Below are 14,700 nucleotides of genomic sequence, written 5' to 3'. Positions count from 1 at the left end.
CTACTCAGCTATTAATTTCTCAATAGCCGCACAAATACCGGATTTGTCTAGACCACATTCGGCCAGCATAGTTTCATGGGAGCCATGTTCGATAAAATGGTCAGGTAGCCCTAAACACAATACAGGTTTCACAATCTGGTGTGCCTGCATGCATTCAAGCACTGCAGCACCAGCGCCACCCATGATCGCGTTTTCCTCTATAGTCACTATATAGTCATGACTGCGGGATATTTCAAGTACCATGGCTACGTCTAGTGGTTTGATAAAGCGCATGTTTACAACCGTGGCATCGAGTGACTCTGCCGCTTGTAATGCTGGCTGCACCATACTACCGAAAGCGAGAATGGCAATTTTCTTGCCCTGGCGAACCAGTTGCGATTTACCAATTTCCAGAGATTCCAGTGCTGGCGATACTGTTGCGCCAGTGCCACTGCCGCGCGGGTAACGCACAGCCGCCAAGCCTTTGTGCTGGTGGCCGGTGGTAAGCATCTGGCGGCATTCGTTTTCATCGCTAGGCGCCATAATCACAATGTTGGGGATACAGCGCAAAAAGCTCAGATCGAAACTTCCCGCATGCGTAGGGCCATCTGCACCCACTAATCCTGCGCGGTCAATCGCCAGCAGCACATCCAGGTCTTGCAGGGCGATATCGTGTATCAATTGGTCGTAGGCGCGCTGCAGGAAGGTCGAGTAAATGGCAACCACCGGTTTCAAACCATCACAAGCCATCCCGGCGGCAAAAGTCAGCGCGTGCTGCTCGGCAATGCCCACGTCAAAGTAGCGTTGTGGATAGGCTTCAGCAAAGCGATTAAGCCCGGAGCCATCACACATGGCCGGTGTAATCCCAACCAGCAGAGGATCTTCTGCCGCCATGTCCACCAGCCAGTCGCCAAATATCTGGGTATAGGTAGGGCGCTCGCTGAGCGTCAGGCAATGGCCATTTTGCGGGTCAAATTTGCTGACCCCGTGGTATTTGTTCGGGTTATCTTCTGCCGGGCTATACCCTTTGCCTTTTTGTGTCACCACATGCAGGAACTGCGGGCCCTGCAACTGGCGGATATTACTCAGTGTATCTACCAGCGTATCAATGTCATGGCCATCAATCGGACCAATGTAGTTAAACCCGAATTCTTCAAACAGGGTGCCGGGGGTGACCATGCCTTTGGCATGCTCTTCGGCGCGGCGGGCGAATTCCTTGACCGGCGGGATGATATCCAGCACTTTTTTGCCGCTGCGGCGCACGCTGTCATATAGCTTGCCAGACATCAGGCGCGCCAGGTAGTTGTTGAGCGCACCGACATTGTTGGAGATGCTCATGTCGTTATCATTGAGGATCACCAGCAAGTTGGTATCCATATCACCGGCATTGTTCAAGGCTTCAAACGCCATGCCGGCGGTCATTGCGCCATCACCAATGATCGCCACACTGCGGCGACTGCTGCCTGTCGCTTTGGCGGCCACTGCCATACCTAATGCGGCAGAAATAGATGTACTGGAATGGCCTGTACCAAAAGTGTCGTATGCGCTTTCATCCCTTTTGGGAAATCCGGCGATGCCTCCTGCCTTGCGCAAAGAAGCCATAGCTTCGCGGCGCCCGGTCAGGATCTTGTGCGGGTAGGTTTGATGGCCCACATCCCACACCAGGCGGTCATCAGGTGTTTGATACACATAATGCAATGCAATGGTCAGCTCTACCACGCCGAGGTTAGAGGCTAAATGCCCCCCAGTTTGCGAAACGCTTTGAATCAGGAATGCACGCAACTCGGCAGCAAGCGCTTTTAATTGCGCCCGGTCCAGCGTGCGCAAATCAGTGGGTGATGCAATGCGGGACAGCAGGGAAGTCATGGTCAGAATGGGCGCTCACAAATAAATCTGGCAATGCCTCGCAGCGAGTCAGCCTGTGTGTCAAACCCGGCAAGTGACTGCAAAGTTTGTTCATAAAGTGTTGTCACCAGGGCTTTTGCCTCATCAATCCCTAACAGGCTCACATAGGTGGATTTTTCCTGCAAGGCATCTTTTCCGGCCGTTTTCCCCAGAGTTTGTGTATCTGCGGTGGCATCCAGAATATCGTCTACCACCTGAAATGCCAGACCCATGTTCTGGCTATATTGATTGAGCAGGTTTATGTGTATCTCTTCAGTACTGTCAGCAGCATACGCCCCAAGCAATGTCGCTGCGCGAATCAGTGCCCCGGTTTTGTACTGGTGCATGTTTTCCAATGCCTCACGCGAGAGCAATTTACCTGTACTTTGCAAGTCAATATCCTGCCCCCCACACATACCACGTGAACCGGTAGCTTGCGCTAGCACTTGCACTTGCTTTAACGCTTGCGGGGCATTCGTATCAGCGATGCATTGAAACGCCAGCGATTGCAGCGCATCGCCTACTAATAGGGCTGTGGCATCACCATATTGCTTATGGCAACTGGGTTTTCCACGACGTAAATTATCGTCATCCATACACGGCATATCGTCGTGTACCAGCGAAAAAGCATGTATGAGCTCCACCGAAACGGCGGCTGCATCCGCCGAACTGGCTGGCGCACCCAATAGCTCAGCAGAGGCGTAGCTCAATAATGCACGTACGCGCTTGCCGCCACCTAGCACAGCATAGCGCATAGCAGCATGCAATCTTTCCGGCTGGATATCCACTACAGGCAATGTATCGTCCAGCGCCGCTTCCACGCGCTGCTGGTGAATGGCTGCCCAAGGCTCAAATGTAAATGAAGAAATACTCATGACGGTAAGTGAGGGTTGTGGCGAATCACTCAATGTCGAAAGGCGTTAATTGCTGTTGCTGATTTAGGATCAATACAGTTTGCTCAGCTTCTTGCAGCGATGCCTGACAGGCGTGCAACAATTGCATGCCATCGGCATATGCGGTAAGCGCCGCTTCCAGAGGCAACTCTCCAGACTCCATGTTTCTGACAATCGTCTCCAACGCGGCTATGCGCTGTGCAAAAGTTTGCGTATCACTTGCCGCATCGGGAGATTTTTTTGGAACACTCATGAAGGTCAACCTGTTAAAACGCCTGACATTTTAACAAAAGTCTTCCGGTTGCGGGATTATTCTCGGAAGGTTGGAAGCAGATCAGGCAGGTAACACGCGTAACAGGAAGTTGCGGATATCATCTATCTCCTGTTCGCATACGCTATGCGGCATGTCGTATTCGTGCCATTCCACCGGATATCCAGCGTCTTCCAGCACTTCTCGCGAGGATTGCGCGGTGGATAATGCGATGACATTATCAAACCGGCCATGCGCCATCCAGATAGGCATGTGTTGATTTACAGGGTGCTGCTCACTGGAAAGTTTACTTTTCAAAGGCAGGTAAGTGGAGAGTGCGAGGATGCCAGCTAAAGGCTGGCTGAACCGTGTAGCAGTATGCAGCGCAATCGCGCCACCTTGCGAAAACCCGGCCAGTAGAATTCGATCAGATGAAATCCCTGTAGAGATTTCGCTCTCAATCAGCGTGTTAATCAGGCCCTGCATTTTTTTGATGCCAGCCTCGTCCTGGGGGCTATCCGTTTCAAGGCCAAAGATGTCATACCAAGCACGCATCTCGTAACCATTGTTCAGGCTTACTGGTCGGTAGGGTGCATGCGGCAGGATAAATTTAATGTGCGGCAGGTTGAGCATCTGTACCACAGGCTTAAAGTCATGACCGTCAGCGCCCAGTCCATGCATCCAGATCACGGTGGCTGTCGAGTCTTTAGTGTTGAGCGTGATGTTTTCCAGCATGTTGGGCAGTATAAATGAAACTTTCATTATATCAGCTGGTAGTCTGGACCTCTCTACTAAGGAGGTTAGAGATTAAAGTGTAGCGACAGTCCTGGTGCACAATACCTCTGCACTTAGGTCGCAATTAATATTGGCGGTGCCGGGTGCTTTCGCTAAAGCGGAAAAAGTAGTTGCGGTCGTGACTGCGGCGCCATTGTTTATTTCACTGCAGGCGCGTGCTATGGGTGCCGGAATATCGGCGGATGGTTTATTAAGCTGAATGTCTGTGCTCACTCTTCTTGCGTAAGCGTCTGCCTCAGCCAGACATGCATTGTCTGCCGCGGCTTGCGTGTAATTTTGATAGGCGGGAATTGCGATAGCGGCAAGGATACCTATGATGGCAACAACGATAGTTAATTCAATTAGCGTGAAGCCATGATGTATACGCATTCTTGCACCCTTATAATGTAAAAGAGTTGATTTTAGCCTTGGGTTTTTAGCTGGCAATTAAATAAAAGCCCTGCAAGTGCAGGGCTTTTATTGATTTATTACGTATTAAGGTGCGGCAGCCAGAGTACAAGTGCCACCAGTAGCCAGGTTGCATGTAACTAGACGATCGCCTGGGTTTCTTGGTGTAGCAGTAATAGGACCCAATGTAGCCAAGGTCATGCCAGCAGCACTTTGTATAGTACCGTTACATGCTCCAACTCCAGCAGCTGGAGGTGCGGCAATAGGAGTTCTGCCTGTTGTGATATCTGTTAACGCTCTCTTGGCATAAGCGCTTGATTCAGATAAGCAAGCGTTATTTGCGGCATCACGTGTGTAATCCTGATATGCTGGAATCGCTACAGAAGCCAAAATACCGATAATGGCTACAACGATCATCAATTCAATCAGGGTGAAACCTTGTTGTACGTGTTTTTTCATCATGTTTCCTTCAGTCAAAGTTTAAAGTGAACAACTTACAGTTCAGCCACTGCTTTTCTAACAGTGTTCGGTAAGCTATAAGCAATAGGTGTGCCACAGGAAAAAAATAGACCATAACTTATTGAAAAAAAAGAATTAAACACGTTTTACCCTTTATTTCTATAAATTGATACTGAATTGTTAAAGGTAGGCAAGTTGAATAATAGGTGACGAAAAATGACAGGATTTGTCAGTTATGCAGAATATGAGTGATTTTTTTTGTCAGAATATTCATTCTGTGTAGCGCAAACCGCATAAGCAAAAAAGGGATTGTGTGGTACACAATCCCTTTATTTGTGACAGTGTCAGACTTTTGGCCTGGACTGCATTTGCAAAAACTTCAATACTACGACGTAAGACTTACCAGAATTTCCACCAGGGTTTACTGTTGCCTTGCGAACTTTTTCCAGAACCCTGGCTAATTACTTTCCCGATTCGGCTACCTTTTTCAGGCTTTCCAGACCTGGATCAAAATACTCGTTGATGGCTTTAGTTGCTGCATCATCGTTTTGCTCTGGTTTAGGGATGTTTGAAGAGTCAGCACGTGTGTAGCTGCCTTTGACGGTCACTACAGTTTCGCTGCCTTTGGCAGTGACAGAAACAGTTGGATAAAAGTTTGACAGTTGCAGTGTGCTTTTATCCAGGACGTACTCATATTTCAGACGCATGCCAGCATCGTCGATGGAGCGCAGTTTTTCGTACATGGTGCCGCCATTTTTCAGTTTGACGGTACGGTAAGTGGTGTCATCACCGTTTTCGTCTTTCTTCTGTTCTACTTTTGTAGACTCAACGCCGGAGTGCCAGGCTTGTACGTTGCCGAAGTCTTTCAGCAAGGCCCACACTTTTGCCGGTGGCGCCTTGATGGTGACAGTTTTTTCAAAACGTAATGCCGCGGCACCGTGCGCAGCTGCCGTCAATGGAATCAATGGCAATAAAGAAACGGCAATGATGCCAAATATTTTTTTCATTTCAATCTCCTGATATTTACAGATGTTTTAAAGCTTAAAAGTAATCAGTCTTCTGAGTTTTAAAATAACCCGTGACTTTACCTAAAAAAATGACTCTTTGCGACTAGTTCATGGGCAATCCTGTGAAAAAACTAAAAAAGTGGGAGGCGGAACATATTCAGTTATCTTGCTTCCAGAATAAATTGCCCAAACGACCTGCATAGTTTTGGACTTGCAATGGTATTTGTCACTGTATTGGTCTTGGCATCAATCACCGACACAGTGTCAGAGCCCCAGTTGGCAACGATGACTTGTTGGTTTGTTTTGTCATACGCAATGCCTTCGGGAAACTCGCCAACGGCTATGGTGTTGATAGTGTTGCCATTGGCAATATCAATCACAGACACGCTTTCTGCATGGTTGTTGCTGACATACGCCCATCGCCCATCGGGGCTGATAGCTACTCCATAAGGATGCTGCCCCGTTTTCATAGCGCTGGTTTGTAGCGAATCTACATTGAGCAGCGTCAGTGTATTGCTGACCACATTCACCACAAATACTGTCTTGCCATCAGGACTTAAAGTGAGGGCAAACGGATGGATGCCTACCTTTACCTGCGCAATCGTTTGTAGTGTACGCGTGTCAACCACTGTCACATCATCGCTATCCCGATTGGCGATAAACAGCTTCTTGTTATCTGCACTCACCGCCATGCCGGAAGGGGTTTTGCCTGCTTTGAAGGCTTTGTGTTTTTCCGGATGGGCTGTGTCAATGGCAATCACTTGCGCGCCACCCCAGTCCGCGACATATAGCGTTTTCTCGTCACGGCTCAAGGTAATGCCGACTGCCTGGATATTCACCGGTATTTCTTTTATCACTTGCTGGGTGCGGCTGTTGATGATGGAAACGGTTTGGCTGTTGGCGTTGCTGATATAGACACGCTGTTGTTTGCTGGCAATTGCCACGCCTACAGGCGCTTTGCCGACTTCAATAGTGTGGGTAACTTTTCTGTTCTCAATATCGAGTACGGAGACTGAATCGCTGCCTTGATTGGTAATGTATGCAATATTGCCTGCAGCTGTATCGAAACTGAACAGCAATGTAAGTAATATGCCCAGGCTGATATGCCGTGAATTCGGTTTGCGTCTATGCATTGGTTTTTGGTCGATAGATATATTTGAAGCAAGATACATGGCTGGAAAACGCATTGATTCGAATCGGGTTGACAGCGGAGTTTGCAGAAAATTTTAGTTATAAGCAACAAATATGACCTAAATTTGTAAATGTTTGAAAATTAAGGCTTTTTAATCCCTTTTTGCAGGGTGGGAAAAACTCCCGACGCATGAATTACCCTACAATGAGTATGGAAATTACTTGTTATTTAAATAGAGGAGCTTTGACATGAAAAAAACATTTTCTTTAGGTAGTAAATTGATATTGGCCATATCATTCCTGATGGCAGCAAATTCTGCTAGTGCATTAACTACAGGTACAGTGTTAGGTAGTGATTTTGTAAATGGGCAATCGAATTACAGCACATCTTTCTCAGATGGTACTTCTGCCACTTTTGTGGGTAGCAGAACTTTCCAGAAAAAGACACAGGATGGTATGACCGGTGTAGGCATTTCTGGTGGCAGAACAGCTGGCGAGATTGATATCGATGAAAAACTGACCGGCACTTTTTCTAAAGAAGTCATCTTTTCAACCCTGACAATCGGCTTGCTGTTTGATGGTCCTGAGTACAATGATGTGAAAGAGGTCGCAAAATTCCTGGTGAATTTTGCCGACGGTGGCAGTGATACGTTTTATTTGACGGCAACTGGCAAACATACAGCGAGCTGGACAGGTGAGGGTTCTGTACTATCTCTTGGTAGTGGCGCAGTGGATGGCGGCACCGGCGCATGGCAATTGAGTAATCCTTTTGGCTTCCGCTCCGTCGATAGCATAGTATTCAGTGCGTCACCTGGTGTTGCCAAACATTCTTGCCATAACTGCACCAACCAGTCAGACTTCACTTTTGTAAGTGCGACCGTAATCCCGGTGCCTGAAGCGCAGACTTCAGCCATGCTATTTACAGGTTTGCTTTTGATGGGTGCTTTGTCATTGCGCCGTAGATTCTAATTAGCAATCCAGGCATTAAAAAGCTCACCGTTGGTGGGCTTTTTTATTACCTGCCAGCCATTTCATCCACGCCACCATGGATGTCCTTTCATTAAACTGTAAAGTGTGAAAAAATTGCAGTAAATATTCAAGGCAGTTTTTATGTTAGATCGTGATGGATACCGTCCTAATGTGGGGATTATTTTATGTAATACCCACAATCAGGTGTTTTGGGGCAAACGTATCAAAGAGCATGCATGGCAGTTTCCTCAAGGAGGCATCAAATATGGTGAAACTCCCGAGCAGGCCATGTATCGCGAGTTGATGGAAGAAGTCGGCCTTAAACCTGACCATGTCAAAATCCTGGGGCGCACCCGTGACTGGTTACGCTATGAAGTGCCGACCAGCTGGATCAAGCGTGAGTGGCGTGGCAGCTACAAAGGCCAGAAGCAAATCTGGTTCCTGTTGCGATTGATAGGGCGGGATTCGGATGTGTCATTGCGCGCGACCGAGCATCCTGAATTTGATGCCTGGCGCTGGAGTGAGTATTGGGTACCACTTTCTGATGTGATCGAGTTCAAGCGCGAGGTTTACCAGCAGGCGTTGAATGAGCTATCCACTTTTTTGCGCCATCCCGCCAAGCGTTATGGCGGCAAGCCCCGCAAACCCTTGAGCACGCCATTGCCCACCGTAGGCAATGACTAATTCCCCCAAAGGTACTTTAAACCGCTTCTGTCAAATCGCGGGGCAATATCCATTCTGGCCGGATCCGGTGACAGGTATACCCTTGCGGATAACGTAACAAATAGTCCTGGTGCTCTGGTTCGGCTACCCAAAAGTCACTGGCAGGTGTCACTTCGGTGACCACTTTGCCTGGCCAGATGCCTGAGCTATTCATCTCATTTATTAATTGTTCAGCCACTTCCTTCTGGCTGGCATCCAGGTAAAAAATGGCAGAGCGATATGAAGGGCCGAGGTCATTCCCCTGACGGTTTGGAGTGGTCGGGTCATGAATTTTGAAAAAGAAAACCAGTAACTGCCTTAAGCTTATACGTTCGGCATCAAATACGATTTCCATCGCCTCGGCATGATCACCATGATTGCGGTAAGTCGCATTCGGTACATCTCCGCCGGAATAGCCAACCCGCGTACTTTCAATGCCGGGGAGCTGGTGAATAAGATCCTGCATTCCCCAGAAACAACCACCCGCAAGAATTATTTTGTCTGACATGCTAAAACTCTCTATCTGAATTGGTCTGAAAAACTCGAAAAGTTTTACCGGGCATATTTTATTAAGTTGTCGCTTATCAAATCAACCACTTACAATCTGTCCAGTATATGTGGTTTAGGTTAAAATGCTGAGTTTTAGTTCTAATGTATTCTCTGGGAGGAGTATGGCTGTCAAGTTGGGGATTAACGGGTTTGGACGTATTGGCCGTATGGTGCTGCGTGCAGCCGTTCAAGAAGCCGAGTTCAGTGATATTGAAGTGGTCGCCATCAATAGTTCATATGACATCGAATACATGATGTATATGCTGAAGTACGATTCTGTACATGGCCGCTTTCAGGGGACAGTAGAAGCCGATAACGGTGATTTGCTTGTGAATGGCAAACGCATCCACCTGACTGCCGAGCGTGATCCCAGCAATATTGACTGGACTAAAGGTGGCGCTGAAGTCATCGTTGAATCCACGGGTGCTTTTTTAACACAGGACTCCTGCCAGCCTCACCTTGGTCGTGGTGCTAAAAAAGTCGTGCAGTCTGCGCCGGGTAAAGATGACACACCCATGTTTGTTTATGGTGTGAACCATCAGGAATATGCTGGTGAAGCCATTATCTCGGCTGCTTCCTGTACCACCAATGGTTTGGCACCATTAGCCAAAGTCCTGCATGACAATTTTGGTGTGAAACGCGGCCTGATGACTACAATTCACGCAGCGACGGCTTCACAATTGACGGTCGATGGCACTTCCAAAAAAGACTGGCGCGGTGGTCGCAGCGTGTTTGAAAACATTATTCCTTCAAGCACAGGCGCTGCCAAAGCGGTGGGTAAAGTGATTCCTTCCCTGAATAAGAAGTTGACGGGGATGTCGATGCGTGTGCCTTCTGCGGATGTGTCTGTGGTTGATCTCACCGTGGAGCTGAGTAAGGAAACGACTTATGAGGCGATCTGTGAGGCCATGAAGCAGGCATCCACCGGTGCATTAAAAGGTGTGCTGGATTACACTTCTGATAAAGTGGTGTCTACAGATTTCCGTAGCAGCCCTGCCGCGAGTGTGTTTGATGCCGATGCCGGGCTGATGCTGGATCCGACCTTTGTCAAAGTGATTGGCTGGTACGATAACGAATACGGTTATACCTGCAATCTGTTGCGTCTGGTGCAGCATATTGCTTAATGACAGACGGGGCTTGATTGCCCCGTTTTTTACATTCCATTCTGATTTCTTTTTAAGCGGTATATCGCTCGGAGTACGTGTATGAAATTCATCAAAATGACCGATCTGGACTTGCGTGGCAAGCGTGTATTTATCCGTGCCGATTTGAATGTGCCGGTGAAAGATGGTGTCGTCACCAGTGATGCCCGTATCGTCGCCAGCATGCCTACCATTGAGTTTGCCTTGAAAGCCGGTGCAAAAGTCATGGTGACTTCACACCTTGGCCGTCCAGAAGAGGGTGTCTATTCAGAAGAAAATTCGTTAAAACCGGTGGCGGATGTGATGAGCAAGCTATTGGGGCAACCGGTGCGCCTGGTGAAAAACTGGCTGGCACCGAATGCGCCTGCCGATAGCCTGGGCACGGATGAAGGCCAGTTGATCTTACTGGAAAACTGTCGCTTCAATGTCGGCGAAAAAAAGAACAAAGACGAACTTGCCAAGAAATATGCTGCGTTATGCGATGTATTTGTCATGGATGCGTTTGGTACTGCTCACCGCGCTGAAGCCTCGACTCACGGCATTGCCAAATTTGCACCGGTCGCCTGTGCCGGTATTTTGCTGACAGAGGAGCTGGATGCATTGAGCAAGGCATTGCTGGCACCAGCAAGACCATTCGTGGCGATCGTCGGTGGCTCCAAGGTGTCTACCAAGTTGACCGTGTTGGAAAGCCTGTCGGATAAAGTAGACCAGCTGGTGGTTGGTGGCGGTATCGCCAATACCTTCCTGAAAGCCGATGGTCATGAAGTAGGTAAATCCTTGTATGAAAATGACCTGGTGGATACCGCGCGCAGCCTGATGGAAAAGATGGCTGAACGTGGTGCCTGTGTGCCGATTGCCAAAGATGTGGTGGTAGGCAAACAGTTCGATGCTAACGAGCCTGCGATCAAGAAATTAGCTGAAGACGTCGATGCAGATGACATGATTTTTGATATCGGGGAAAAATCAGCTGCCGAGCTGGTGGATATCATTATGAAAGCAGGCACCGTGGTATGGAATGGCCCGGTCGGCGTATTTGAGTTCGACCAGTTTGGCGATGGCACCAAGACCATTGCCAAAGCGATTGCCGAAACCAAGGCATTCACGCTGGCCGGTGGCGGCGACACGATTGCTGCCATCCAGAAATATGATATCTACGACAAGGTATCTTATATCTCTACCGCTGGCGGTGCTTTCCTGGAGTTTCTGGAAGGCAAGACCTTGCCGGCAGTGGCTATCCTCGAAGAGCGCGCTACGAATTAGCCGCACTTAGTTTTTAGGCGAACTTGATTGCCATGTTGTTAAAGCCCGTTTGGGTTTTAACAACGCAACTATCTAGAAAGTAAGCGGCACAGTTAAGCGGTGGTGCTTGTCGTAAACTTCCACCCGGTTCCTGCCCTGTTTTTTGGCTACGTAAAGGGCCTTGTCCGCCTGTTCAATAAGCAGGTCACCATCCTCACTGAAATTCAATGACTGGTTGCGCGCATGCTGTTCTTTGAGCGTATGTGAATGCTGCGCACCCAGCGAAGCGATACCAATACTGATAGTCATCAGCCTATGCCCGGCAAAGCGGATATCAAGCTCCATGACTTTCTGCCGTATACGTTCGGCGATCTTAGTTGCTTCCTGCTGCGTGGTCTGTCCCAGGATCAGCACGAACTCCTCGCCGCCATAGCGTGCAGCCATGTCACCAGGGCGGTTGCTGTAACGTTTTAATATCCCGGCTAGTTTGCGCAAACATTCATCCCCGGCAGCATGCCCCATGCTATCGTTCAGCTGTTTAAAATGGTCAGCATCTATCATCATTGCGCTCAGGCTGGATTGGTGACGGATAGCACGTGACCATTCATCGCGCATGAATTGCTCCAGCCGGCGGCGGTTGGCCAGGCCGGTCAGCGGATCGGTATGGGTAAGGGCAGAAATACGGTCTTCTACCTGTTTGTGGTGCGTGATATTGGTCAGCGAAAGCAGGAACAGCTTGCCATCAGCCAGGGAACTTTGCATGGGTTGCAGGCTCAATGTAAGCCAGGTGGGCTGTTTTGTCGGTGTGTGACACAGATAGTCCATACTAAAGTGACCTAATGTGCCACTTAATACTTTTTCTATGCCGGACAACAATGGCGGCAGGTTGGTATCTTCATTCGCCCGGCAAATATCCAGGTAGGCAATCCCGAACCAGTCGGTGTTGATATCCAGACCGTAGAACAAGCCGAATGCACGCCAGGCCTGATTGACGTAAATGATACTGCTGGTCTCATCAATCACTGCGATTTGCAGTGGCATTGTGTCCAGGATGCCGTTCAGTAATTGTTCTGCAATATCCACAAAATATCCAACAAGGTTGCTGAAATTTACAACGGGAAGTGCTTGTCACTCCCTATTCTATTGAAGCGCATACCGCCTGTCTAACGTTCGGTATGTAAATTAGCATTAAAATTGCTTGTATGATAACTATCCAACAGTGAAAGAGAGCGACATGGCTATTCGATTAGGCATTAACGGATTTGGCAGGATAGGCCGCATGGTGCTGCGCGCCGCATTAAATCAGGCTGAGTTCGAAGAACTGGAGATCGTTGCCATCAATGGTATCGAAGAACCTGAGCATATGTTGTATATGCTTAAGTATGATTCTGTGCACGGTCGGTTGGCCTATGATGCACACTTAGAGGGCGATTTCCTGGTGGTGGATGGTAAAAGGATACGTTTGAGCGCCCATACCAATCCGGCAGATATCGACTGGAAATCCAACCATGTGGATGTGGTGATCGAGTGTACCGGCGTATTCCTGACGCAGGAATCCTGCGCTGCGCATATCGCAGGCGGTGCGCGTATTGTGGTGCAGTCTGCACCGGGTAAAGATGACACACCTATGTATGTCTATGGTGTCAATCACCATGATTACCATGGTGAAAGCATTGTCTCTGCTGCTTCCTGCACTACTAACGGCCTGGCGCCTATCGTCAAAGTATTGAATGATCATTTTGGCGTCAAGCGCGGCCTGATGACTACCATTCATGCCGCGACTGCTACCCAGAAAACTGTGGATGGTACTTCCAAAAAAGACTGGCGTGGTGGACGCGGCGTGTTTGAAAACATTATTCCTTCCAGCACCGGAGCGGCTAAGGCAGTCGGCAAAGTCATTCCTGAGTTGAATAAAAAACTGACCGGCATGGCAATGCGTATCCCATCGGCAGATGTTTCGGTAGTGGACCTGACGGTAGAGTTAGTGCAAGAAACCTCATATGAAGAGATTTGCGCTGTGATGAAGTATGCCTCCGAACACCATTTAAAAGGTGTGCTGGGGTATACCGAAGAGCAGGTGGTTTCCAGTGATTTCCGTGGTTTTCCAGCAGCGAGTGTGTTTGATGCCAGCGCCGGTATCATGCTGGATTCTACCTTTGTCAAACTGATAGGCTGGTATGACAATGAGTATGGCTATACCTGCAACCTGTTGCGCCTGTCGCAATATGTTGCACATGCCAAATCGGCCATCACCCAGCAGACTGAACAGGAAGCAGTGGCTGCTTAAATAGACTTTAAGTCCATTGGTGACTGCTAAATTGTTCGCCCGCAACAGGGTAGCGCATTTATAATATTGCTTTTGACTTTGCGGTAGATACTATGCGTGCACCTTTGCTGGAAACCTCGATTAAAAGCCTGAAAAGATTGCATCAGGGCAAGGTGCGCGATATTTATGATATCAACGCTGATACCATGTTGCTGGTGAGTACGGATCGCTTGAGCGCATTTGATGTGATTCTTCCCACAGGCATCCCGCACAAAGGCGCCATGCTGACGCAAATGGCCAATTTCTGGTTTGAGCAACTGGCCGATGTAGTGCCTAACCACCTTACCGGCATTGCGCCGGAATCTGTGGTTGCCTCAGATGAGGTTGAGCAAGTCAAATGCCGTGCAGTGGTCGTTAAAAAACTGAAGGCATTGCCACTGGAAGCGATTGTGCGTGGTTACCTGGTTGGCAGTGGCTGGAAAGAATACCAGGCCAAAGGTACGGTTTGTGATATCCCCTTACCTTCCGGACTGCAACTGGCACAACAATTACCTGCTCCTTTATTTACTCCTTCCAGCAAAGCCGCAGTCGGTGAGCACGATGAAAATATCAGCATTGCCCAGGTTGAAGCGCTGATCGGTAAAGACCTGACGGCCCGCGTTGAAAAAGCAGCGATTGCGCTTTATACCCAGGCGGCCGAGTACGCATTAAGTAAAGGCATTATTATTGCCGATACCAAATTCGAATTTGGCGTCGATGCAGAAGGCGTTTTGCATGTGATGGATGAAGTGCTGACTCCCGACTCCTCCCGCTTCTGGCCGGCAGACCAGTACAAAGTAGGTGCTAACCCGCCGAGTTATGACAAACAATATGTACGTGACTGGCTGGAAACCTGCGACTGGAATAAAACCGCACCTGGCCCGGCATTGCCTGCGGATGTCGCACAACGTACTTCTGATAAATACATGGAAGCTTTTGCAAAATTAACCGGGCGTACTTTGCAGGTTGATTAGCGCAAATAGGGTGCAGGTTAATCGTTAAAAAATAA

16 protein-coding genes are annotated in these 14,700 nt (G+C 48.7%); 6 read left to right on the top strand and 10 right to left on the bottom strand.

What is annotated here, in order from left to right:
• From dxs to ACFQ2T_RS06780, 8 genes are all read right to left on the bottom strand, one after another.
• The gene (dxs, locus tag ACFQ2T_RS06815; protein WP_379032256.1) at positions 1-1,845 is read right to left on the bottom strand and encodes a 1-deoxy-D-xylulose-5-phosphate synthase; all 1,845 of its coding nucleotides are present in this window, start codon (positions 1,843-1,845) and stop codon (positions 1-3) included.
• Between the two features lie 2 nt (positions 1,846-1,847).
• Positions 1,848-2,738 carry a polyprenyl synthetase family protein gene (locus ACFQ2T_RS06810; protein ID WP_379032254.1) on the bottom strand — a complete coding sequence of 297 codons (891 nt, stop codon included), beginning with the start codon at positions 2,736-2,738 and terminating at the stop codon, positions 1,848-1,850.
• A 25-nt stretch (positions 2,739-2,763) separates the two neighbouring features.
• Positions 2,764-3,009, bottom strand: coding sequence for an exodeoxyribonuclease VII small subunit (gene xseB, locus ACFQ2T_RS06805; protein ID WP_379032251.1), 246 nt, complete (start codon positions 3,007-3,009; stop codon positions 2,764-2,766).
• Between the two features lie 81 nt (positions 3,010-3,090).
• A complete protein-coding gene (locus tag ACFQ2T_RS06800) occupies positions 3,091-3,741 on the bottom strand; it encodes an alpha/beta hydrolase (RefSeq protein WP_379033912.1) in 651 nt (216 codons plus the stop codon).
• 72 nt (positions 3,742-3,813) lie between these two features.
• On the bottom strand, positions 3,814-4,170 hold the full coding sequence (locus tag ACFQ2T_RS06795; protein WP_379032248.1) for a prepilin-type N-terminal cleavage/methylation domain-containing protein: 357 nt from the start codon (positions 4,168-4,170) through the stop codon (positions 3,814-3,816).
• A gap of 105 nt (positions 4,171-4,275) precedes the next feature.
• The gene (locus ACFQ2T_RS06790; protein ID WP_379033910.1) at positions 4,276-4,647 is read right to left on the bottom strand and encodes a pilin; all 372 of its coding nucleotides are present in this window, start codon (positions 4,645-4,647) and stop codon (positions 4,276-4,278) included.
• A 461-nt stretch (positions 4,648-5,108) separates the two neighbouring features.
• On the bottom strand, positions 5,109-5,654 hold the full coding sequence (locus tag ACFQ2T_RS06785) for an SRPBCC family protein (RefSeq protein WP_379032245.1): 546 nt from the start codon (positions 5,652-5,654) through the stop codon (positions 5,109-5,111).
• Positions 5,655-5,815: 161 nt separating this feature from the next.
• Complete coding sequence (locus ACFQ2T_RS06780; protein WP_379032242.1) at positions 5,816-6,787, bottom strand: beta-propeller fold lactonase family protein; 972 nt, start codon at positions 6,785-6,787, stop codon at positions 5,816-5,818.
• 247 nt (positions 6,788-7,034) lie between these two features.
• Here ACFQ2T_RS06780 and ACFQ2T_RS06775 point away from each other — a divergent pair, with 247 nt between their 5' ends.
• Both ACFQ2T_RS06775 and ACFQ2T_RS06770 read left to right on the top strand, forming a co-directional pair.
• Positions 7,035-7,754 carry a hypothetical protein gene (locus tag ACFQ2T_RS06775; RefSeq protein ID WP_379032239.1) on the top strand — a complete coding sequence of 240 codons (720 nt, stop codon included), beginning with the start codon at positions 7,035-7,037 and terminating at the stop codon, positions 7,752-7,754.
• A 141-nt stretch (positions 7,755-7,895) separates the two neighbouring features.
• Positions 7,896-8,438 carry an RNA pyrophosphohydrolase gene (locus tag ACFQ2T_RS06770; protein ID WP_379032237.1) on the top strand — a complete coding sequence of 181 codons (543 nt, stop codon included), beginning with the start codon at positions 7,896-7,898 and terminating at the stop codon, positions 8,436-8,438.
• Positions 8,439-8,454: 16 nt separating this feature from the next.
• On the opposite strand, the gene msrA is transcribed toward ACFQ2T_RS06770, so the two are convergent.
• A complete protein-coding gene (gene msrA / locus ACFQ2T_RS06765) occupies positions 8,455-8,964 on the bottom strand; it encodes a peptide-methionine (S)-S-oxide reductase MsrA (RefSeq protein WP_379032234.1) in 510 nt (169 codons plus the stop codon).
• Between the two features lie 163 nt (positions 8,965-9,127).
• Here msrA and gap (ACFQ2T_RS06760) point away from each other — a divergent pair, with 163 nt between their 5' ends.
• Positions 9,128-10,129 (top strand): type I glyceraldehyde-3-phosphate dehydrogenase, encoded by a 1,002-nt coding sequence (gap, locus tag ACFQ2T_RS06760; protein WP_379032232.1) that lies wholly within the window; start codon positions 9,128-9,130, stop codon positions 10,127-10,129.
• Between the two features lie 81 nt (positions 10,130-10,210).
• The gene (locus tag ACFQ2T_RS06755) at positions 10,211-11,407 is read left to right on the top strand and encodes a phosphoglycerate kinase (RefSeq protein ID WP_379032230.1); all 1,197 of its coding nucleotides are present in this window, start codon (positions 10,211-10,213) and stop codon (positions 11,405-11,407) included.
• Between the two features lie 72 nt (positions 11,408-11,479).
• On the opposite strand, the gene ACFQ2T_RS06750 is transcribed toward ACFQ2T_RS06755, so the two are convergent.
• Complete coding sequence (locus ACFQ2T_RS06750) at positions 11,480-12,469, bottom strand: GGDEF domain-containing protein (protein WP_379032227.1); 990 nt, start codon at positions 12,467-12,469, stop codon at positions 11,480-11,482.
• Positions 12,470-12,620: 151 nt separating this feature from the next.
• On the opposite strand from ACFQ2T_RS06750, the gene gap (ACFQ2T_RS06745) reads away from it, so the two are divergent.
• A complete protein-coding gene (gap, locus tag ACFQ2T_RS06745) occupies positions 12,621-13,673 on the top strand; it encodes a type I glyceraldehyde-3-phosphate dehydrogenase (protein WP_379032225.1) in 1,053 nt (350 codons plus the stop codon).
• Between the two features lie 92 nt (positions 13,674-13,765).
• Positions 13,766-14,665 carry a phosphoribosylaminoimidazolesuccinocarboxamide synthase gene (locus ACFQ2T_RS06740; protein WP_379032222.1) on the top strand — a complete coding sequence of 300 codons (900 nt, stop codon included), beginning with the start codon at positions 13,766-13,768 and terminating at the stop codon, positions 14,663-14,665.
• Positions 14,666-14,700 lie beyond the last annotated feature (35 nt).

Source organism: Methylophilus flavus (assembly GCF_042678905.1).
In the GTDB taxonomy this organism is placed as follows: domain Bacteria; phylum Pseudomonadota; class Gammaproteobacteria; order Burkholderiales; family Methylophilaceae; genus Methylophilus; species Methylophilus flavus.
The sequence above is the reverse complement of the archived record's forward strand: the minus strand, read 5'-3'. Positions and strand labels throughout refer to the sequence as shown.